We start from the raw sequence: 20999 nt of genomic DNA on the forward strand, positions 1-20999 counted from the left end.
ACCAGAGACATTACTGCATGAGGCACTAATTAAGGTTCGGCAAGGAAGCGGTATTCAACGTCAACGTCTTTACTCGTACTTCTTTACTGAAGATGCCATGCATAAACAGAACTGTACCTCGTTTAACCCACGAATTGTTATCACATATCCCAAAAATAATGGCAAGCCATTTTTAAAGCCCTGACGCGCCTGCGCACATATTTGCCAGAAGGCTCACATTGCCTGTTCCGCGGGGTCTACAAATGTGTCTGAGAATAAAGTCCATGCGCGGCCAGCGCGCGCTCCTGCCTGTGTTGCCAGGCATAACCCGATGGATACCATAAGAAATTAATATTTCACAAATATGGCAATAGCGAAATTAATAAGCGAAGCGGTAACGGTTGTAGATATCCAAAATCTGGCGTCAATCCTGTACAGCGTCTTTTATTTCGTACAAATAACGCTTTTTTTGCACCAAAAGCAGGAGCCAGCCATTAGCCTTGCTCCAAATAAAAGCAGGGATGCGGATTTTACTTATTAAGAATTTAACTTTCGATTTGAAAAATTGATGTCTGATAAAAACCTCCGTCTTTTATTTACACCGGAGGCTTTAGGATTATTCCTGGCTGCGATTATTCAGACTGCGACCTTCGCCTATTCGCCAGGGGGCGAAGCGGCCATTATGTTCGTCTGCCCGCTGTAGCGCATTCGCCAGTTCCTGTGGTGGCGCATCCAGCGACTCATCGGCCAGTTCAAACACGCCCCAGTGAATAGGCAGCGTCAATGGCCTGCCTGCTGCCTGCCATAACGCCACCGCCTGATCGGGATCCATGTGCTGGCTTGCCATGAACCATTTAGGTGCATACGCGCCAATCGGTAACGCAGTCACGCTGAACGGGCCAAGCCGGGCCGGAATCTCCTGCAGGCGGTCACTGTAGCCACTGTCGCCAGAAAACCAGAAACGCAGTGAGGCAGAGCGTACGACCCAACCGCACCAGAGTGAACGGTTGCGATCGCATGGGGTTCGCATACTCCAGTGACGGGCTGGCACCGCATCAAAACAGAGATTACCGAGCGTTACCTGCTGCCACCAATCGAGCTGGTGCACCTGATTTACGCCCTGCGCTCTGCACCATTTCGCCAGTCCCAGCGGCACAATAAAGGTCGCCTGCGGAAAATGCCGGATAATCGCTTTAACCGTCGGTTTATCCAGATGATCGTAATGGTTGTGTGAAATCAGCACGACATCAAGCCGTGGCAGATCAGCGATGCTGATGGGTGCGGGTGTTTTACGCTGTGGCCCCGCAAACGCCAGCGGCGAGGCGCGTGAGCCGAGTGCCGGATCGATCAGGATATATTGTCCCTTAAGCCGTAACAGTACGGCAGCATGTCCAAGCCACCAGATACGATCGTCACTGCCGCTGATATCCGCGGGCTGCCACCATTGCCTGGTGAACGCCGCATAACCCTGCTGTGGGGGTATTGGTAGCCCCAGTGCTTTGCGCTCCCTGCGCCAGCGTTTCAGGTCACCCGGCCTGCGCTGCTCCGGTTCAGGATTACGAAATCCCTCTGGCGTGTGATGCGTTTTGCTGCTGTCATACCACGGATTTTTCCAGGCCATTCCGTCTCTCTGGTGTGATTAACGTTCCGGGATTAACCGGATAAAGTCGCGCTTTTCCCGATCGTCTTCGGTTTTTTTACTTTCTTCCCCAGGCTGCATCTCAATCAGACGGCGCAGCAGCTGATTCTGTTTCTTCTGCTCTTCAAGTAAGGATTCCAGTAAACGGATCTGCTCACCCGCGCGCACGCTGGCCCGGTTTACAAAGAACCAGGCGATAAACGCCACAATCAAAATAATGACCAGCAGACCATAGCTGACCAGGGGGCCCGAATTTGCGGCTAACTCATTCATAACTGCCTCGTAAAACTCAGTGGAAATTAAACAACCGCTCATTCTACCTGTAGCCATCGCAAAAGATAATGGGAGATACATCAATGCAGAATTTGCCGTTTCAGTTATCTCTGATCGATCCCGTCAGAAAAGCGAGGCATGCTGGTATCATCATAACCGGCAGCACCAGGTGGCGCGCTGAGTTATCTTTCACAAGGAGACACAATGAAACTGTTTATTCGCACAATAGGCCTGCTGGCGGTGATCTGGCTGGCAATGCTGTTTACCGGCTATGGCGTGTTAACCGGCAGTACTAAAAATGCCGCCGGACTTGGCCTGCAGTGCAGCTATCTTACCGCTCGCGGCGTCATCAACGCGCAGTATCTGCATACCGACAGCGGTGTGGTGGGCGTGACGGATTGTCCGTTGCTGAAGAAAAGCGGAGAAGTGATCGATAACTAGTGATAAAGCGGGCCGGATGGCCCGCTTTGTTCAGAATGGGTAGTCGTGATAGCCCATTTCTGCTGAGAGCGTGCGGGCCGCCCGATGCAACATCGCCACATAATCCTGGCGGGCATCTTCTGAAAAACGAATGGTGGGAAATGAGATACTGAGTCCCGCAATCACTACGCCAAACCGATCAAACACTGGCACGGCAAGGCAGCGTAGCCCCTCTTCCTGCTCTTCATTATCTTCGCCATAACCCTGCACTCTGACCTGATCCAGCGTCGTGATCAACGCCTCCGCGCTCAGCAGCGTATTGGCCGTGCTGCGTTTGAACTCCACATCCCGCAGAATTTCCTCAACATCGCTGCGATCGCGCCAGGCGAGCAGGACTTTACCAATTGCGGTGGTATGCAGCGGGTTGCGGCGGCCAATGCGCGAATACATGCGCAGATTGTAAAGCGAGTCGATTTTATGGATGTAGACAATACTGTCCTCTTCCAGCGCCCCAAGGTGAATCGTCTCTTTGGTCAGACGCGACAGCTCGCGCATCTGCACATCCGCGCTGCGGATTAAATCGACGTTCTGTAGCGCTTTGGCACCCAGTTCAAACAGCTTCAGCGTCAGTGAATACTTCTCGCTTTCACCTTCCTGCGTGACATAGCCCAGCGACTTCATGGTCTGCAGAAAACGGTAGACGGTGCTTTTTGACATCATCACGCGCTGCGCAAGCTCGGTAATACCGTGATCGCGCTCTTCACCCAGCGCCTGCAAAATGCCAAATACTTTAAGCACTGAAGAGACGGAATCGGGCTGTTTATCATTTTCAGCAGAGGACATCGCGCACCTTGTTAAATCTGTTTCAAAAAAAATGGAACGGACTGTCAGTATAGAGTGACGCACAGGTCGGCAGCAATGCTTTAACCATTGAGTCATATTTTAAGACAGTTTTTTATTCGTCCGGACGCTGCTTTTCCGCGCTTATTTCATTAGCATGATGATATTCACCCTCTTTAGTAATTAACTTATGACACGCTCTCCTCCTCAGGATGGATTACCCACGCGTCAGCGCTATATGGCCATCGTTACCATTGCGCTGGGCCTGACCATGGCGGTGTTAGACGGCGCGATTGCCAATGTCGCGTTACCGACCATATCGCGTGAGCTGAATGCCAGCCCGGCGCAGTCGATCTGGATTGTGAATGCTTATCAGATTGCGATTATCGTCTCGCTGCTGTCGCTCTCGTTTCTGGGCGATATGCTGGGCTACCGCCGCGTCTACCAGGCAGGCCTGGCACTGTTTATTGCGACATCATTGTTCTGCGCCTTTTCGACCACGCTAACCATGCTGACCTTTGCCCGTGTGCTGCAGGGCCTGGGCGGCGCGGCGCTGATGAGTGTGAATACCGCGCTGATACGCATTATCTATCCACAGCGGTATCTGGGACGCGGTATGGCGATCAACTCGCTGGTGGTGGCGGTGTCAACTGCGGCAGGGCCGACGGTAGCGGCAGCAATACTCTCGGTCGCCAGCTGGAAATGGCTGTTTCTGATTAATGTTCCGCTGGGTGCCATTGCGCTCTGGCTGGCGCTGCGAACGCTGCCTGATAACCCGCAGAAAGCCACAACACAAAAATTCGATGTGCCCAGCGCGATCATGAATGCCCTGTTCTTTGGTCTGATCATCTCCGCGCTGAGCGGCTTTGCTCAGGGACAGAGTCATCTGCTGGTGCTCTCCGAGGTCATTGCGCTGCTGGTCATTGGCTGGTTCTTTATTCGTCGTCAGCTCAACATGGCGGTGCCGCTGCTGCCGGTTGATCTGCTGCGTATCCCGATTTTCAGCCTGTCGATGGGGACGTCGGTCTGTTCGTTCTGCGCCCAGATGCTGGCGATGGTTTCACTGCCCTTCTTTCTGCAGAACGTCCTGCAGCGTAATGAGGTGGCAACCGGTCTGTTGCTGACGCCCTGGCCGCTGGCAACGATGGTATTTGCGCCGATTGCCGGCCGCCTGATTGAACGGGTGCATGCCGGGCTGTTGGGTGGAATTGGACTGGCGATGTTCGCGCTGGGACTGTTCCTGCTCGCGTGGCTGCCGGTAAATCCGGATGATGGCGATATTATCTGGCGCATGATGCTGTGCGGTGCCGGTTTCGGGCTGTTCCAGTCACCCAACAACCACACGATTGTCACCTCCGCGCCACGTAATCGCAGTGGCGGTGCCAGCGGCATGCTGGGTACTGCGCGCCTGCTGGGACAGAGTATGGGTGCCGCGCTGGTCGCACTGATGTTTAATCTGTTTAATGAACGTGGGACGCACGTTTCGCTGCTGCTGGCGGGCAGCTTTGCCGCCGTGGCCGCACTGGTCAGTGTGTCGCGGATGACGCAGACCCGCGCCTGATGGCAGAAACAGAAAAGGCGACCCACCTGGCAGAGGGTGAGCCGATTCGCTGTCAGGCCGGGCCTTCACAGGGAACCCGGTCAGCTCGGAAAGACTTCTGTCATCCATGACGGTCGTCCCGCACCATTGCGCACCTCATCCCTGAGGTGCGACCGTAAACGGTCCAACGCTTTGCGTTGTTTAAAAACGCTCCCGGCGTTTTTGTCCTGGCGCGGGACGCTTTCCTCCTCTGCCCGGGTTCTCTGCATGTTGAGCTAAGATATTGCTGTCAGAGGCAGTCTGATTACGGTTTTAAAACAGAAAAGGCGACCCGCGGGTCGCCTTTTTTGCTCTGCTTAACGCTACTTCAGATACTGACCGCTGCGCAGTGCTTCAATACGCTTATCTAACGGCGGATGCGACATAAACAGCTCGCTGAATGATTTACCTTTACCGTTGATACAGAATGCCAGCATGCTGCTCGGCTCCTGCGGTTCGTAGCTGGTTTTCAGGCGCTGCAACGCCGCAATCATCTTCTCACGACCGACCAGCTTCGCTGAACCGGCATCGGCGTGGAACTCACGATGACGCGAGAACCACATGGTGATGATGCTGGCAAGAATACCAAATACCAGCTCCAGCACCATCGACACCGCAAAGTAGACCAGCGGATTGCCGTTGCTGCTCTCTTCGCCATCACGGTTGCCGGACATAAAACCCGCCGCAATCTGTGCCAGAATACGTGAAACGAAAATCACGAAGGTGTTCACCACCCCCTGGATCAGCGTCATGGTAATCATGTCACCGTTGGCGATGTGCGACACTTCGTGCGCCAGCACCGCTTCCGCCTCATCACGGCTCATGTTCTGCAACAGACCGGTTGAGACAGCCACCAGTGAGGCGTTACGACGCGCACCAGTCGCAAAGGCATTGATATCAGGTGCGTGATAGATCGCGACCTGTGGCATCGCAATGCCCGCCTGTTGGGCCTGACGGCCAATGGTATCCACCAGCCAGCGCTCGGTTTCATTGCGTGGCTGTTCAATCACTTCACCGCCAACCGAACGCAGCGCCATCCACTTCGACATCAGCAGTGAAACAAACGCACCGCCGAAGCCAAACAGGCCTGCCATGATCATCAGGCCCTGAACACTGCTTGACTGGATCCCTGTCAGGCTGAGAATCAGCCCGAATACCAACATCACAGCCAGGTTGGTCATCAGGAAAAGAGCAATACGCATCATTTTTGTTAATCTTCCTCAGTAGTTCACGCGCCTATACGCGGATACATATCCTATGAGCATTGGGCGGCTTTTCAAGCGACCTTAACGTTTAAGTGCCTAAAAAGACATAACTTTACATTCTGACACGCCTGATGAGCAGCTCAGCCTTCAGCCACCTTCACCAGCACTAATCATTGCTTACTGGAAACTTTTCTGAGTACAAAAAAAAGCACCGCTGAGCGGTGCTTTTTCTGGCAACAGCGGATTATTTCGCCGCTGGCGCCTCTGGCTGGGATTTCTCCAGTTGCGCAAGATCGTTCGCGATCTTCACCGTCTCGTCGAGATAGGGATCCGGCTCTTTATAATCTTTCGGCAGCTCATCCAGGTTTTTCAGCGGTTTTTTGCCTTCGGCCTGATAGCGCGCGTTGATTCGCTCCAGTCGTGACGCATCATCTTCGTGGTTCTCTTTCTCGCGCTGGGCAAGATTGAGTGACACGATATTGCGCTTATCTTTCAGGGCATTGTAACGGGCAATGTCCTTCATAATGTACTGGAACTCGCGATCCTGAGCGATACGGTCCGCATGCTGCTTCGTCAGCTGCGCAACCAGCGGTTTAACATCACCGGTTTTGGTATAGGTTGCCGCTTTGATGCTGTCCCACGGCAGCGCGTTATCTTCAAATTTCTCACCGGTTTCAGCCGCTTCAACGCCGGTTGGCATCAGCAGATCCGGCGTGACGCCTTTACGCTGTGTACTGCCGCCGTTAATGCGATAGAACTTCTGGATCGTATAAGAAACGGAGCCTAACGCTGGCCATTCCGGACGCAGCATCTGATCGTAAATGCGGTTCAGCGAGCGATACTGCTGAACGGTGCCTTTACCAAAGGTTGGCTCGCCGACAATCACTGCACGACCATAGTCCTGCATCGCAGCAGCAAAGATCTCAGAGGCGGAGGCGCTGAAGCGATCGACCAGCACCACCAGCGGGCCTTTGTAGTAGACCACGCCGTCGTTATCACTGTCTTCACGCACCCGACCATTATTGTCGCGAACCTGCACCACCGGACCACTCGGAATAAACAGGCCGGAAAGCGAGACCGCTTCGGTTAGCGCACCACCGCCATTGGTACGGAGATCGATCACGACGCTATCGACGTTCTGTTTCTGCAGTTTCTGCAGCTGTACTTTCACGTCGTCGGTGAGGCCGACATAGAAACCAGGAATATCGAGCACGCCCACTTTCTGCTTGCCGACATTTTTGATGGTCAGTTTAACCGCGCGATCTTCAAGACGGATTTTCTCACGCGTCAGCGTTACAGTACGGGTTTTAGTACCCTTACCGGCGGGCAGAACTTCCAGGCGCACTTTGCTGCCCTTGGGTCCTTTAATTTTTGCCACGACATCATCCAGACGCCAGCCAATCACATCTTCCATCGGCTTGCCTGGCTGACCAACACCGACGATGCGATCGCCAACGGTAATGGCTTTGCTCTTCGCGGCCGGGCCACCTGCGACCATCGAGTTGATCACGGTGTAGTCGTCATCCATCTGCAGTACCGCACCGATGCCTTCCAGTGACAGGCTCATCTCCGTGTTGAACTGCTCAGTGTTACGCGGCGACAGATAGCTGGTGTGCGGATCGATTTCGCGGGCGAACGCGTTCATCACCAGCTGGAAAACGTCTTCACCGTTGCTCTGGGCCAGACGACGGATAGCAAAGTTGTAACGCTTGGTCAGAACGTCGCGGATCTCGTTATCGTCTTTGCCCGCCAGCTTCAGACTCAGCTGGTCATATTTGACCTTGGCATCCCAGAGCGCATTGAGTTCAGCCTGATCTTTCGGCCAGGGCGCTTTGGCGCGGTCAATGTCGATTGTGTCATTGCCGCTGAAATTCATCGGACGCGCCAGCACCGTCAGCGCATACTGATAGCGCTCAAAACGGCGTTTCTGCGCCAGATTATAAATATCGTAAAAGAGATCCAGCTTGCCACTGCGCAGCTCATCGCCGACGGTGGTTTTTTTGCTGGCAAACTGCGCCACATCTGACGCCAGCAGCACATTGTGGCTGTAGTCGAGCATGTTCAGGTAGCGATCAAAAATTTTCGCTGAAAAGTTCTGATCCAGATCGAACTGGCGGTAGTGGGAACGGGTAAAGCGCGAGGTGACGCGCTCACTGACCGTCGGATCCTGCGGGTCTTCGTGAAGCTGGGGAATCTGATCGGCGCGGGTAATATTCTCTGCGCCGAAGGTTGGGCCTGCTAAGAGCAGGCCCGCAATAAGTCCAACTTTAAAAAGGGTGTTCATGCCGGGGTTAGCCTCCGTTTCAGAACTGCAAGTGTTCTGCGCGCACAATCATTGCCATGCCGGAAGCGAGCTGGACCCGAACGCCGTCTTTTGATACTTCAAGAACGGTAGCGTCCATCGCACTTTTGCCTGCTTTAACTTTAATACTCTGGCCGGGTTGCAAAGTTGAGGTATCAGTGATGGGTCGGGCTTCCTGCTCCGGACGTGGGGCTGGCTTGCGATGCTGTGAGGCGGTCGCACGCGGTGCAGTCGTCTGCGGACGTGGTTTACGCGCAGCATCGCCTTCTGCAGGCTTACGTGGCGCGGGCTTGCGTGGACGACGCGGTGCCGCGCCCTCTTCGCTTTCACCCGCTTCACGACGTGCAGCACGCTGCTGGTCACGCTGCGCCTGGACGCGTGCTTTCGCTTCTTCCAGTTGCTTACGTGCATGCTCAACGTGTTGCTCATCCAGCACGCCACAGGCGTTACCGTCGAGATCGACACGAATCGCACCGGCTTTGATGCCGTACAGATAACGCCAGCTTGACGTATAGAGACGCAGCGCGGAACGCAGCTGTGTTTTGCTCAGACCCATTTCGCCCTGAACACGCTCGACCAGATCCTGAAAGATACCGATTTTGAGCGGACGCGCTTCACCTTCAGCGCTAAAGCAGTGCGGAAAGCGCTCCGCCAGAAAAGTGATGACTTCTTTACTGCTATTCAACTTAGGTTGATTTTCCATGAAATTTCCTGATTACAACGGGTTTGCCGACCAGCGCAGGCATGAACAGGCGACATTATAATGACAACATCGCTAAATGCCATGTGATCCAGTCGATTAGCTGCGCGTCAGCTGCAGATATTTTTCTAAGTCGCTGTTCGCAAGCACTTCACAAAGCCCATCAGTCAGTTTGACCAGCCCCGATTCGTCGTCGCTGTCAAAGCGATTGTACTCCACGCTATCGATGTCCAGCACCCCAACCACAGTGCCATTCACTTTCAGAGGAATCACAATCTCAGCATTACTGGCAGCGTCACAGGCGATGTGGCCCGGGAAAGCATGCACATCATCGACTCGTTGCACTTTTTCTTCTGCCAGCGCCGTGCCACACACACCTTTACCGACCGGAATGCGCACACAGGCGATTTTCCCCTGGAACGGGCCAAGCACCAGCGTATCGGCTTCCGTAAGCAGATAGAAACCTGCCCAGTTCACGCCATCGAGACGTTCGTACAGCAGCGCGCTAAAGTTTCCCATTGCGGCGAGGAACGCCGTTTCTCCCGCCAGCAAGGCGCGCATATCGCGATTCAAATCGGCGTAAAAGGCAGTTTTGTTCATTATTTAACCGTTACCAATGACATCTGAACGGGGCAATAGAGACCGTTCGTTAAAAATAAGTTTTAAATATCCAGAGCCACAAGGTGAATCATAGCGTTAGTTGCTATACCCTTAGCATTCTGTGGATCGAAGCGTGATGCCCGAGACAGGCACACAGACAATGTCTTAATGACCAATATCTGTTCCCTCTGAAGAGCGAAAATTGCATCACCCTATGAAAATTCACGCTATCAGCCAGACATTGCCTCACGCACGTTATCAGCGTTGCCCGCAATGCGATACCCTTTTTTCCTTACCGGATGTGAAAACGCATCAGTCGGCACACTGCCCGCGCTGCAACGCTGAGATTCTCAGTGGACGCGACTGGCCAATGACCCGACTGATGGTCATGGCCGCCACCATGATCGTGTTAATGCCCTTCGCTTTTTCCCTGCCGCTGGTGGATATCCGGCTGCTGGGTATGCGCATTAATGCCAGCGTGCTGGAAGGGGTGATTCAGATGACTCAGCAGGGTGATGTGCTGACCGCTTCGATGGTGGCGTTCTGCACCATTGGTGCGCCGGTAACGCTGGTCGCCGGCATCTGTTATCTCGGTATTGGTCATCGTCTGGGCATGAACCTGCGGCCCGTATTGATCATGCTGGAGAAGCTCAAAGAGTGGGTAATGCTCGATATTTACCTGGTCGGCATCGCCGTGGCATCCATCAAGGTGCAGGACTATGCTTCGCTGGAGATTGGCTATGGGCTGGCGGCCTACATTGCCCTGACGGTGCTGAGCGTGCTGACCATGATCCATCTGAATATGGAACAGCTGTGGGAGCATTTCTACCCGCAAAGCCCCGGCAATATGGCCCGTGACGACATGCAGGTCTGCCTCAACTGTCATAACACCGGCATCGCTGATGAACGGGGCCGCTGCCCGCGCTGCCATACGCCGCTCGACTTCCGTCGCCGCCACAGCCTGCAGAAATCCTGGGCTGCGCTGATCGCGTCGATTGTGTTCTTGATCCCTGCGAATCTGCTGCCTATTTCCGTGGTTTACCTGAACGGTTCACGGCGCGAGGACACCATCTTCTCCGGCATCCTGGGGCTGGGTGAAGGCAATATTCCGGTGGCAGCGATTGTGTTTATCGCCAGTATTCTGGTGCCCTTTACCAAGGTACTGGTCATGCTGACGCTGCTGCTTAGCATTCATTTCCGCTGTGAACAGGGACTGAGAACCCGCATCCGGTTGCTGCGGTTTGTGACCTGGGTTGGCCGCTGGTCCATGCTCGATCTGTTTGTCATTTCGTTAACCATGTCGCTGGTCAACCGTGATCAGCTGCTGGCTTTTACCATGGGACCGGCTGCGCTGTTTTTTGGCGCGGCCGTCATCCTGACCATTATGTCTGTTGAGTGGCTGGACAGCCGCCTGCTCTGGGATGCACATGCAACAGGAAACGCCGACTACACCGACTAACGCAACGCTGCGTAATAAGCGCAAAATTTCGCCCTTCTGGCTGCTGCCGGTCATTGCGATGCTGATCGCCTGCTGGCTGCTCTGGACTAATTATCAGGAGCGCGGCACCACCATCACCATCAATTTTCAGACGGCGGATGGTATCGTGCCGGGTCGTACCCCGATCCGTTATCAGGGCGTAGAAGTGGGCACCGTGCAGGGCATTAATCTCAGCGACGACTATCGTAGAATCCAGATTAAAGCCAGCATCAAGAGCGACATGCGCGACGCGCTGCGTGAGGATACTCAGTTCTGGCTGGTGACGCCCAAAGCCTCACTGGCGGGCGTCTCGGGTCTGGATGCGCTGGTCGGCGGTAACTATATCGGGATGATGCCGGGTAAAGGTAAACCCAGCGAGGCGTTTACCGCGCTGGATACGCAACCGAAATACCGGGTCAATACCGGCGAATTGATGATCCATCTGCATGCGCCCGATCTTGGCTCTCTCAACACTGGCTCGCTGGTCTACTACCGTAAAATTCCGGTTGGTCGGGTCTATGACTACAGTATTGATAATAAGGCCGATGGCGTGGCAATTGATGTGCTGATTGAGCGTCGCTTTATTAATCTGGTGAAGACCAACAGCCGCTTCTGGAACGTGTCGGGCGTCAATGCGGACGTCAGCCTGAGCGGCGCTAAAGTGCAGCTGGAGAGTCTGGCGGCGCTGGTCAATGGCGCGATTGCGTTTGACTCACCGCAGGGGGCGGAAACCGCCAAAGCGGAGCAGAACTACCGGCTCTATCCCGATCTGGCGCACAGCCAGCGCGGCGTGCAAATCACGCTTGACCTGCCTGATGGTAAAAATCTCAAGGCCGGCAGCACCCCGCTGATGTACCAGGGCCTGGAGGTGGGTACGCTGACTAAACTGAACCTGCTGGATGGCGGCAAGGTGACCGGCGAGCTGACGATTGATCCTTCTGTGGTTGGACTGATGCGCAGCGGTACCCGCATCGAAATGCACAGCCCGAAAATCAGCCTGACCGATACCAGCCTCAGCGCGCTGCTGACCGGTAATACGCTGGAACTGGTGCCGGGTGAAGGCGAGCCGCAGCAGCACTTCACCGTGCTGGCGTCGAATGAGACACTGCTGCAGAAACCCAACGTACTCACGGTCAAACTCAGCGCACCAGAGAGCTACGGCATCGATCAGGGCCAGCCGCTGATGCTGCACGGTATGCAGATTGGTCAGGTCATGTCACGTTCGCTGGATGAAAATGGCGTCAATTTCGTCGTCGCGGTCAATCCTGAAAATCGCAATCTGGTGCATGGCGACAGCAAATTTATCGTCAACAGTCGCCTCGATGTGAAGTTCGGTCTTGATGGCATGCAGGTATTAGGTGCCAGCGCCCGCGAGTGGGTAGATGGCGGCATCCGGCTGGAGCCGGGCAAAAAAGGCGAGCCAAAAAGCGCCTATCCGCTGTTTGCCGATGCTGAAAAAGCGGACGAAGGCATTACCGGCGATGGCCCGTCCACGACGCTGATGCTGACCGCCAACAGCCTGCCTGACGTACAGGCCGGTTCGGTCGTGCTTTACCGTAAATTCCAGGTGGGCGAGATTGTCAAAGTGACGCCGCGCGCTGACGCTTTTGATATTGCGGTGCATATTCAGCCGGAGTATCGCAAGCTGCTGACCAGCGAAAGCGTGTTCTGGGCTGAGGGTGGCGCACGCGTCAGCCTTAACGGCAGCGGTCTGACGGTGCAGGCATCGCCCCTTAACCGTGCGCTGAAAGGCGCAATCAGCTTCGACAATATGAGTGGTGCGCAGTCGGTCAAAGGGGCTAAACGCATGCTCTACTCCTCTGAAACCGCCGCCCGCGCGGTGGGCAGTCAGATTACGCTGCACACCTATGACGCCAGCAAGCTCTCTGCCGGGATGCCGATTCGTTATCTGGGTATCAATGTCGGTCAGGTGGAGTCACTGTCGTTAAGCAAAGATAACAATCAGGTCGTGGCGAAAGCCGTACTCTACCCTGAATATGTGAATGATTTTGCCCGCCTCGGCAGCCGTTTCTCAGTGGTTTCACCGGAGATTTCCGCTACGGGTGTAAATCATCTGGAGACCCTGTTACAGCCGTACGTCAACGTTGATCCGGGCAAAGGCGGTGCTGCACGCACCTTTGAATTGCAGGAAAGCACCATTACCGATTCGCGCTACCTGAATGGCCTGAACATTTATGTTGATGCCACTGAGGCCGGTTCACTGTCGCTGGGTACGCCGGTGCTGTTCCGGGGTGTGGAAGTGGGTACCGTCACCGGCACGTCACTGGGTAATATGGCCGACCGCGTGCAGATCGCCCTTCGCATCAGTAAGAAGTACCAGCATCTGGTGCGGAACAATTCGGTGTTCTGGCTGGCGTCCGGATACAACCTCGACTTCGGTCTGGTGGGCGGCGTGGTGAAAACCGGGACCTTCCAGCAGTTTATTCGCGGCGGTATTCAGTTTGCGACGCCACCAACGGTGCCGCTGGCGCCACAGGCGAACCCGGATAAACATTTCCTGCTGCAGGATGAAGCGCCGAAAGAGTGGCGTACCTGGGGAACGGCGATTCCGTCTCCGCGTTAATTTACTCTGAACGAGCCGCTTCTTTCAGACGGCTCAAAACGTAAAGCGATGGGAGTATACGCCTGTAGCAAAGCATCGCGGGCCATGGACAAAAACGCCGGGAGCGTTTTTGAACAACGCAACGCGTTGGCCCGTTTACGGGCGCACCTCAGGGATGAGGTGCGTAATCGCCCGCGCTGAGCATGCCTGGGATGGCGTCTTTAGCGTCTTTGCGAAAGGCGTATGCTCCCTGAGCCTTCACGTTATTCTCACTCTCAAACGGGCAGCCTGGCTGCCCGTTTTCTTTCCTCATGGTACACTGCCGCCTTTGCCTTAACTGGAATGTGCCCGTGTCAGATGCGTCTTCGTTTTTCCCCGCCGATTTTCTCTCATTAATGCGTCAGAGCCTGCCCGATGAGGCGAGCTTCGCGCAGTTTATCGCCTACAGTCAGCAACCGCTGCGCCGCAGTATTCGCGTCAATACCCTGAAGATCAGCGTAGCTGACTTCCTGAGCCAGACCGCCGGGTATGACTGGAAGCTGACGCCGGTGCCGTGGTGCGAAGAGGGATTCTGGATCAGCCGGGAAGATGAGAGCCTGCCGCTGGGTAGCGTCGCTGAGCATCTCAGCGGCCTGTTCTACATTCAGGAAGCCAGCTCCATGCTGCCGGTAACTGCACTGTTTGATACCCAGCCAGAGGTCAGCGCCGTGATGGATATGGCGGCGGCACCGGGTTCCAAAACCACCCAGATTGCGGCGCGAATGGGCAATCAGGGCGTAATCCTGGCAAACGAATTCTCCTCCAGCCGGGTCAAAGTGCTGCACGCTAACATCAGCCGCTGCGGCGTCAGCAACAGTGCCCTGACGCACTTTGACGCGCGGGTCTTCGGGCCCGCCCTGCCGGAGCAGTTCGACGCCATCCTCCTCGACGCACCCTGCTCCGGCGAAGGCGTGATTCGTAAAGATGCGGATGCACTGAAAAACTGGTCGCTGGCGAGTACCGAAGAGATCGCCGCGACCCAGCGTGATCTGCTCGACAGTGCCTTTCACGCACTCAAACCTGGCGGCACGCTGGTTTATTCAACCTGCACCCTGAATCAGATTGAGAATCAGCAGGTGATTAGCTGGCTGCTGCAGCGCTATCCGGACGCGGTTGAGGTCGTGCCGCTCGACAGGCTTTTTGAGGGTGGTGATCAGGCCGCGACGCCCGAAGGCTATCTGCATGTCTTTCCGCAGATGTTCGACAGCGAAGGCTTTTTCGTGGCGCGTCTGCGTAAAATCGCGTCAGTCGAGCCCTTACCCCTGCCGGGCTACAAAGTGGGTAAGCTGCCCTTCTCCCCTCTCAACCGTAAGCTGGAAAGTGAGATCGTACAGGCCGCCGCCACTGTCTCTATCAAATGGGATGACGCACTGGAGCTGTGGCAGCGTGATAAAGAGATCTGGCTCTTCCCGAAAGCCGTCACCCCGCTGCTGGGCAAAGTGCGCTTTTCGCGCATTGGCCTGAAGCTGGCAGAAACCTTTGCTAAAGGCTATCGCTGGCAGCATGAAGCCGTGATTGCACTGGCGCAACCCGATGCGACGCAGGCCTTTGAGCTCACGGCGGCAGAAGCTGAAGAGTGGTATCGCGGCCGGGATATCTATCCGGAAACGGCACCCGTTAACAATGAGATGATTGTGACCTATCAGCAGCAGCCGCTGGGGCTGGCGAAGAAAGTTGGCACCCGCATCAAGAACAGCTATCCGCGCGAACTGGTGCGCGACGGTCGCCTGTTCCGCTAACTCACTTGAGTTGCAGCATCGTCAGATGATTGCCAAACACGGCGCCGGTATCGATGTAATGCAGATTGGCAATCGTCAGCGGCTGTTTCAGCGGGGTATGACCGAAGTAAAAGGCATCTGCGCCATGGATGCCCGCCTGCTCACCTGACTCCAGGTCCTCCAGCCGCTGACGGCTCCAGACCACCTTTTGCCAGTCGAGTGACTTATTCAATGCGTATTCCCGGGCCGGATAATCTGCATGGGCAATCACAATAGTGCGCTCACCCAATTGCAGATGCAGTATCAGCGGCCGTTCACCACAGCGCCGCAACGCATGACGTGCCGCGATTAACGCTGCGCCCCGCAGCCGGAAGAACCAGTCGCCGCCGTTCATCCGCCAGAGCGCCATTTCCTGTCCCTGCAACGCCGCCAGCGCCATCTCCTCATGATTGCCGCGCACGCAGCGAAACCAGGGCTCGTCCAGCAGGGTCAGACAACCCAGACTGTCGGGCCCGCGATCAATAATGTCGCCTACCGAAATCAGTAAATCCTGCTGAGAGTCAAACTGTTGCTGCTGCAACAGCGCATCGAGTTCGCGGCGGCATCCATGGATATCGCCCACCACCCAGATCCGTCGCCATGCTGCGCCATTCAGGACGTCGTAATACATGGGTGCATGCGCCTCTCTGCTGAAAACATTATCAGAGTATAGTCAGGGCTGGCCACGAATCGGCGTGATGAACGGGGAAACAGAACCAGTAAGGCTGTGGGGCGAAGAGAAACAGAGGGTGGAAGAAAAGTGCGTCCCTCCCGGCGCTTATCTCCGGCACTCAGTTAAGGTGGTAGCTCTGTCAGGGACGAGATTCATCATAACGGCATCGGGCCACGCAGGCTATTCTGCCTCTGACGTAATCGTCGTCATTTGAGATCAGCTGCGCATTTTGGCCGGATATTTCTGTAGTTTCTCTGCCGGACGCACCGGACGGCGCACCAGTTCACCGCCGCAGTTGGGGCAAACATGCGCGAAATGCTCATCGCAGTCAGCGCAGAAGGTGCATTCAAACGAGCAGATGCGTGCCGCCAGAGACGATGGCGGCAGATCGACGTCACAGTGTTCACAGTTCGGGCGCAGTTCCAGCATGGTATGACTCCTGAAGAAGCGGGTGACTCAGCATCGCTGCTGCTGGCCCGCCTGTCGAGCCAGTGACCGGACAGAAGTGAGCCAGATCCGGACATTATGCATAAAGCCATGCAAAGCCTGGCGAACAAGGTCCTGCCCTGTCGCGGCTATTTATGGCGCTGATCTTCGGAAACCTCCCCGGGATGATCGTCGGACAATGCCTCTTCATCAGTCGCGCCCTCGTCTCCACCGTACTCCTCCTCCGGTGCCTGACCGCCCATTGACGCCTGAATCACCTCCTCTTCCAGCGTCGGGATCAGCGCAGCACCCAGTGGCGAGGTCGCCAGACTGTCAGGCATGACCACGTGCGGCAGCGGGACTTCGGTTGTCGGAAGCGGACCTGGCGCACGGACAAAACTCAGTCCGCCAATCACCAGCGCACAGAGCGCAAAGAAGAGATAGAGCATATTGCTGCCCAGCGGCTGCATCAGCGCACCGACCACCAGCGGGCCGATACTGGCACCAATACCAAACGCCATCAGCAGACAGGCGGTTAACGACACGCGGCGCTCGGCGGCCACCTGATCGTTGGCCAGCGCCACCTGCAATGGATAGAGCGCGAACTGCATCATGCTGGCGGCAAAGGCGATGCCGATCATCCAGTCAAACGTCAGATGCGGCAGCAGGATAAGTGGCACGCAGATGACGGCAAACAGCATCGCAATAATAAACAGCAGTCGCTGACGATCGTAGCGGTCAGAAAGCCAGCTCAGTGGAAACTGCGACACCAGCCCGGCAAAGATCGTAAGACTCATAAAATAGCCGGTCTGACCGGTGGTGAAGCCTTTGCTGCTGCCATAAACGGGTGCCAGACCGTAGAAGGCACCAATTACCATGCCGGTTACCAGTGTGGTGCCGAGCAGTTTGGGGATGGTGCGGATAAAATAGCCCAGTTCCATGGGTGCGGGCGTCATCGGCCTGACATGGGTGCGGGTGGTCAGCGCTATCGGCACCAGACAGAGCGCGAAGCAGAGTGCGACAATCAGCAGCGTACTCACACCAAATCCGGTCTGCAGGCTCAGTATCACCTGCCCGCCACTCAGCCCAAGGTAGGTAGCGACCATATATAAGCCGAAAATCATGCCACGCTGCGACGATTCCGCCTGATCGTTGAGCCAGCTCTCCAGCACCATGTACTGGCACATCATGCAGAGTCCGATAATCAGACGCAGAAAGACCCAAAGCGGAATAAAGTCAGTCAGGCCGTGACCCACCACGGAGGCGGTAATGATCCCGGCGCAGGCGACGTAGGCACGGATATGGCCGACGCGGGCGATCAGGTTGTGCCCCACCTTGCCGCCAATGACCAGCCCGATATAGTTTGCCGCGATAATTGCACCAATCAGCGCGCCGTTAACCTGCTCGCTGGCCAGCCGTAATGAGACATAGGTGGTCAGTAAACCGGAACCAAGCAGCATCAGCAGCGTGGTGGTGTAGAGCGGCAGAAACGTACTGAATATTTTTCCCATATGACTCCCTGTCTATACCCTTCAGGCATCAGGCCAGCAAAGCCCTAAAGATAGACGATATCGGCAGGCGACGGCGTGTAACGGCTCGTCGATGGCAAAAAAAAACCCGCCAGCACAGTGCTGACGGGCCTGGTTTACACGCTTGGGAAGCTGATATTGCTGCCCGGCGCTTCACGGTTGAGATGGATGAAGTTCAGGTGTCGCTCATACTGATCCAGTATGTCGATGATCACCTGCTCTTTGCTGTAATCCATCAGGTCGTTACCCTGGCTGCCCTCCATCAGGAACGTTTCCAGTCGATAGTAGGTCGACTTACCGCTACGGGCGCGGTAGGTAAAGCCCGGAATCGAATATTGCTGCGGCCAGACCTGATAAATGAAGTCCTGCTCTTCGCCCAGATGAACACGCAGATCCAGATAGCCAATCGGGTTCGCCTCATCTGCCTCGACGCTTTCCAGTGTGACGCGGGCATCACGCAGTTCCAGCTCTTTTGCCACTTCCTGCATCGCCGGGAAAATGGTCTTTTCCATCATCTGCTGGGTGTAACGCGAACCCGGGTAGTTCATCAGGCGTGACAGACGCTTCTTCCAGGTCAGACGGTCGGTCGCATGCGCCAGATAGGGCGCAGTATCGCGCGTGGCGCTGGCACGGCGGTGATCCTCAATCTTCAGTGATTTAAACAGACCCGCCATCACAAAGAAGATCACAAAGCTGAACGGCAGTCCCATGATCACCGTGGTGTTCTGCAGGGCAGTGATACCGTTGGTCATCAGCATGCTCAGCGTCAGCACCCCAATCGCCACGGACCAGAAGATGCGCAGCCAGTTTGGCGCATCGCTGTTAATGTCTTTCAGCCGCGAGGTGAAGTTACCCAGCACCAGCGAACCGGAATCCGCAGAGGTCACGTAGAACAGCATGCCAGTGATGGTGGCAACCGATGCGCTGAGTTTAAACGCCGGATACTGCGCCAGCAGGCTGTAGAAGCCACGCTCTGCATGATTCATTACTTCCTGCGCAAATTCCGTATTACCGTGAATGATCTGATACAGCGCGGCGTTACCGAACACGGACAGCCACAGCAGTGTAAAGGTGAACGGAATAATCAGCGTGCCCAGCACGAACTCACGAATGGTACGACCGCGTGAGATACGCGCCAGGAACAGGCCGACAAACGGCGACCACGCCACCCACCACGCCCAGAAGAAGAGCGTCCAGCTGTTCATCCATTGGGTTGGACGATCAAAGGCAAAGGTATTGAGCGTCATGCCCATGAAGCGGTTGATGTAATCGCCAACGTTCAGCACCAGAGCATTCAGCAGGAACTCGGTGTTGCCGAAGAACAGCACAAACAGAATCAGGCCAAGCGCCATGATCACGTTGAGTTCGGAGAGGAAACGGATCCCTTTATCAACACCCGACGTCACAGAGATGGTAGCGATCACCACAGAGAGGACAATCAGCGCGGTCTGCGCGGTCAGGCCTTCCGGGATATCAAACAGCACTTTCAGGCCGTAGTTCAGCTGTACGACCCCTATCCCTAACGTGGTAGCGATACCAAAGATGGTGCCGACCACGGCTGCGATATCTACCGTGTGACCAATGGGGCCATAGATGCGTTTACCGAATATGGGATAGAGCGCCGAACGAATAGTCAGCGGCAGGTTATAACGGTAGCTGAAGTAGCCCAGCGCGATGCCCATCAGTGCGTACATCGACCAGCCGGTCAGTCCGTAGTGGAACAGCGTCCAGACCATCGCCTGGCGGGCGGCTTCCAGCGTCTGCCCTGCTCCTTCCGGCGGCTGCATATACTGCGTCACCGGTTCGGCGACCGAGAAGAACATCAGGTCGATGCCGATCCCGGCAGCAAACAGCATGGCGGACCAGCTGAGCACGCTAAATTCGGGTTTAGAGTGCTCCGGCCCAAGCTTAATAGAGCCAAAGCGTGAGCAGGCCATATAGAGCACAAAGACGATGTAGAGGGTGGCAGCCAGCATGTAGTACCAGCCGAAGGTGGCGGAAACCCAGTTGACCGCCTTGAGGATCCAGCTCGCGGCCAGTTCACTGTAGAGAATCGTCACAAGTGAAAACGTCAGAATCAATCCGGCAGAGGTATAAAATACAACGGGATTGAGTCTGTCTTTTTCACCGGAAGGTGGATTATTCATCGATTACCTCTGGTTAATGTCCTGAAAATTCGCAATGGATACGTCTTGCCGCCCACGGTGTTCAGGCCGTGCGGCTCTGTCTCGTTCTGTCACTTCCTGTTAATCGCTATGACAATCCAGCCTATTTTAGCACTCATTGCCGTTTCGCTTACGCTACATTTAAAAAACAGCATCCTAACAAATTTTCTTTTTATATTGAACGTGCAATCAAAAAAAGATTAAATAGGGGCTCGATTTGAGGGTGGAGCTGGAGCTATGCCAAAGGTAGGGATGCAGCCGATACGACGTCGGCAACTGATTGATGCGACCCTGAGCACGATTAATGAGATGGGGATTAATGATGCCACGATTGCCCAGATCGCCCGGCGGGCGGGGGTCTCAACCGGCATCATCAGTCACTACTTCAAGGACAAGAACGGTTTACTGGAAGCTACGATGCGTGATGTGACGCGTCAGCTACGCGAGGCAGTACTGTCGCGGCTAAAACCGCTGGCCGATGCCTCTGCAGAACAGCGGCTGTGTGCCATTGTTGATGGAAATTTTGATGAAACCCAGGTGCACACCGCGGTGATGAAAGCCTGGCTCGACTTCTGGTCGAGTAGCATGCATCAGCCCCAGCTTAACCGGCTTGAGCGGGTCAGCAGCCGTCGGCTTTACTCAACGCTGGTGGTCGAATTCCGGCGTGAACTGCCGCTGGAAAAAGCACGCCTGGCCGCACACGGTCTGGCTGCCCTGATCGACGGTCTGTGGCTGCGCGCCGCGCTAAGCGGTAAGCCATTCGATCCCGCTATCGCGCTCACACTGACCACCCAATTCATCCGTCAGCAACTGGCTGGCGAGCACGAATAACG

General features: G+C 55.5%; 17 protein-coding genes. 6 read left to right on the forward strand and 11 right to left on the reverse strand.

Annotation, left to right across the window (positions count from 1 at the left end; translation table 11 throughout):
* Positions 1 to 595: 595 nt before the first annotated feature.
* Positions 596 to 1600, reverse strand: coding sequence for an MBL fold metallo-hydrolase (locus AC6I8J_RS10560; protein ID WP_497825339.1), 1005 nt, complete (start codon positions 1598 to 1600; stop codon positions 596 to 598).
* 18 nt (positions 1601 to 1618) lie between these two features.
* Complete coding sequence (locus AC6I8J_RS10565) at positions 1619 to 1891, reverse strand: YebO family protein (RefSeq protein WP_497825340.1); 273 nt, start codon at positions 1889 to 1891, stop codon at positions 1619 to 1621.
* 204 nt (positions 1892 to 2095) lie between these two features.
* Between AC6I8J_RS10565 and AC6I8J_RS10570 the strand changes: the two genes are divergently transcribed.
* A complete protein-coding gene (locus AC6I8J_RS10570) occupies positions 2096 to 2332 on the forward strand; it encodes a YobH family protein (protein ID WP_161733067.1) in 237 nt (78 codons plus the stop codon).
* 30 nt (positions 2333 to 2362) lie between these two features.
* On the opposite strand, the gene kdgR is transcribed toward AC6I8J_RS10570, so the two are convergent.
* Entirely contained in the window at positions 2363 to 3154 is a 792-nt protein-coding gene (gene kdgR, locus AC6I8J_RS10575; protein ID WP_222925382.1) for a DNA-binding transcriptional regulator KdgR, read from the reverse strand.
* Between the two features lie 187 nt (positions 3155 to 3341).
* On the opposite strand from kdgR, the gene AC6I8J_RS10580 reads away from it, so the two are divergent.
* On the forward strand, positions 3342 to 4712 hold the full coding sequence (locus AC6I8J_RS10580; RefSeq protein ID WP_161733071.1) for an MFS transporter: 1371 nt from the start codon (positions 3342 to 3344) through the stop codon (positions 4710 to 4712).
* Positions 4713 to 5053: 341 nt separating this feature from the next.
* Here the strand turns inward: AC6I8J_RS10580 and htpX are convergent, their stop codons facing one another.
* The 4 genes from htpX to AC6I8J_RS10600 all read right to left on the reverse strand — a co-directional run bounded on the left by htpX (position 5054) and on the right by AC6I8J_RS10600 (position 9537).
* Positions 5054 to 5935 carry a protease HtpX gene (gene htpX / locus AC6I8J_RS10585; RefSeq protein ID WP_161733073.1) on the reverse strand — a complete coding sequence of 294 codons (882 nt, stop codon included), beginning with the start codon at positions 5933 to 5935 and terminating at the stop codon, positions 5054 to 5056.
* A gap of 244 nt (positions 5936 to 6179) precedes the next feature.
* Positions 6180 to 8219, reverse strand: a complete 2040-nt coding sequence (gene prc / locus AC6I8J_RS10590; RefSeq protein WP_161733075.1) for a carboxy terminal-processing peptidase — start codon at positions 8217 to 8219, stop codon at positions 6180 to 6182.
* A 19-nt stretch (positions 8220 to 8238) separates the two neighbouring features.
* On the reverse strand, positions 8239 to 8940 hold the full coding sequence (gene proQ / locus AC6I8J_RS10595; RefSeq protein ID WP_033732888.1) for an RNA chaperone ProQ: 702 nt from the start codon (positions 8938 to 8940) through the stop codon (positions 8239 to 8241).
* Positions 8941 to 9036: 96 nt separating this feature from the next.
* A complete protein-coding gene (locus AC6I8J_RS10600) occupies positions 9037 to 9537 on the reverse strand; it encodes a GAF domain-containing protein (RefSeq protein WP_161733077.1) in 501 nt (166 codons plus the stop codon).
* Positions 9538 to 9751: 214 nt separating this feature from the next.
* On the opposite strand from AC6I8J_RS10600, the gene yebS reads away from it, so the two are divergent.
* The 3 genes from yebS (at position 9752) to rsmF (ending at position 15355) form a co-directional block, all read left to right on the forward strand.
* Positions 9752 to 10996, forward strand: coding sequence for a membrane integrity lipid transport subunit YebS (gene yebS / locus AC6I8J_RS10605; protein WP_497825341.1), 1245 nt, complete (start codon positions 9752 to 9754; stop codon positions 10994 to 10996).
* Positions 10965 to 13598, forward strand: coding sequence for a PqiB family protein (locus AC6I8J_RS10610; RefSeq protein ID WP_161733081.1), 2634 nt, complete (start codon positions 10965 to 10967; stop codon positions 13596 to 13598). The genes yebS and AC6I8J_RS10610 overlap by 32 nt, the downstream gene beginning before the upstream one ends.
* Before the next feature lie 329 nt (positions 13599 to 13927).
* A complete protein-coding gene (gene rsmF / locus AC6I8J_RS10615) occupies positions 13928 to 15355 on the forward strand; it encodes a 16S rRNA (cytosine(1407)-C(5))-methyltransferase RsmF (RefSeq protein ID WP_497825342.1) in 1428 nt (475 codons plus the stop codon).
* A gap of 1 nt (position 15356) precedes the next feature.
* Here the strand turns inward: rsmF and AC6I8J_RS10620 are convergent, their stop codons facing one another.
* The 4 genes from AC6I8J_RS10620 to AC6I8J_RS10635 all read right to left on the reverse strand — a co-directional run bounded on the left by AC6I8J_RS10620 (position 15357) and on the right by AC6I8J_RS10635 (position 20148).
* Complete coding sequence (locus AC6I8J_RS10620; protein ID WP_497825343.1) at positions 15357 to 16004, reverse strand: metallophosphoesterase; 648 nt, start codon at positions 16002 to 16004, stop codon at positions 15357 to 15359.
* Positions 16005 to 16262: 258 nt separating this feature from the next.
* Complete coding sequence (locus AC6I8J_RS10625; RefSeq protein ID WP_161733087.1) at positions 16263 to 16475, reverse strand: DUF1272 domain-containing protein; 213 nt, start codon at positions 16473 to 16475, stop codon at positions 16263 to 16265.
* A gap of 146 nt (positions 16476 to 16621) precedes the next feature.
* A complete protein-coding gene (locus AC6I8J_RS10630; protein ID WP_222925380.1) occupies positions 16622 to 17983 on the reverse strand; it encodes an MFS transporter in 1362 nt (453 codons plus the stop codon).
* Positions 17984 to 18117: 134 nt separating this feature from the next.
* Positions 18118 to 20148 carry a choline transporter gene (locus tag AC6I8J_RS10635; protein ID WP_161733091.1) on the reverse strand — a complete coding sequence of 677 codons (2031 nt, stop codon included), beginning with the start codon at positions 20146 to 20148 and terminating at the stop codon, positions 18118 to 18120.
* A 255-nt stretch (positions 20149 to 20403) separates the two neighbouring features.
* Between AC6I8J_RS10635 and betI the strand changes: the two genes are divergently transcribed.
* On the forward strand, positions 20404 to 20997 hold the full coding sequence (gene betI / locus AC6I8J_RS10640) for a transcriptional regulator BetI (RefSeq protein ID WP_222925379.1): 594 nt from the start codon (positions 20404 to 20406) through the stop codon (positions 20995 to 20997).
* The last annotated feature ends 2 nt before the right edge of the window (positions 20998 to 20999 follow it).

This window comes from Pantoea sp. X-Soil-ISGK-355 (assembly GCF_059730805.1).

What these genes read in the sequence shown, in the direction of transcription:
- AC6I8J_RS10610 (WP_161733081.1), top strand. Translation starts at nt 10,965, where the DNA reads ATGCAACAGGAAACGCCGACTACACCGACTAACGCAACGCTGCGTAAT.
- AC6I8J_RS10570 (WP_161733067.1), top strand. Translation starts at nt 2,096, where the DNA reads ATGAAACTGTTTATTCGCACAATAGGCCTGCTGGCGGTGATCTGGCTG.
- betI (WP_222925379.1), top strand. Translation starts at nt 20,404, where the DNA reads ATGCCAAAGGTAGGGATGCAGCCGATACGACGTCGGCAACTGATTGAT.
- AC6I8J_RS10565 (WP_497825340.1), bottom strand. Translation starts at nt 1,891, where the DNA reads ATGAATGAGTTAGCCGCAAATTCGGGCCCCCTGGTCAGCTATGGTCTG.
- AC6I8J_RS10580 (WP_161733071.1), top strand. Translation starts at nt 3,342, where the DNA reads ATGACACGCTCTCCTCCTCAGGATGGATTACCCACGCGTCAGCGCTAT.
- AC6I8J_RS10635 (WP_161733091.1), bottom strand. Translation starts at nt 20,148, where the DNA reads ATGAATAATCCACCTTCCGGTGAAAAAGACAGACTCAATCCCGTTGTA.
- AC6I8J_RS10560 (WP_497825339.1), bottom strand. Translation starts at nt 1,600, where the DNA reads ATGGCCTGGAAAAATCCGTGGTATGACAGCAGCAAAACGCATCACACG.
- prc (WP_161733075.1), bottom strand. Translation starts at nt 8,219, where the DNA reads ATGAACACCCTTTTTAAAGTTGGACTTATTGCGGGCCTGCTCTTAGCA.
- AC6I8J_RS10620 (WP_497825343.1), bottom strand. Translation starts at nt 16,004, where the DNA reads ATGTATTACGACGTCCTGAATGGCGCAGCATGGCGACGGATCTGGGTG.
- AC6I8J_RS10630 (WP_222925380.1), bottom strand. Translation starts at nt 17,983, where the DNA reads ATGGGAAAAATATTCAGTACGTTTCTGCCGCTCTACACCACCACGCTG.
- AC6I8J_RS10600 (WP_161733077.1), bottom strand. Translation starts at nt 9,537, where the DNA reads ATGAACAAAACTGCCTTTTACGCCGATTTGAATCGCGATATGCGCGCC.
- AC6I8J_RS10625 (WP_161733087.1), bottom strand. Translation starts at nt 16,475, where the DNA reads ATGCTGGAACTGCGCCCGAACTGTGAACACTGTGACGTCGATCTGCCG.
- htpX (WP_161733073.1), bottom strand. Translation starts at nt 5,935, where the DNA reads ATGATGCGTATTGCTCTTTTCCTGATGACCAACCTGGCTGTGATGTTG.
- yebS (WP_497825341.1), top strand. Translation starts at nt 9,752, where the DNA reads ATGAAAATTCACGCTATCAGCCAGACATTGCCTCACGCACGTTATCAG.
- proQ (WP_033732888.1), bottom strand. Translation starts at nt 8,940, where the DNA reads ATGGAAAATCAACCTAAGTTGAATAGCAGTAAAGAAGTCATCACTTTT.
- kdgR (WP_222925382.1), bottom strand. Translation starts at nt 3,154, where the DNA reads ATGTCCTCTGCTGAAAATGATAAACAGCCCGATTCCGTCTCTTCAGTG.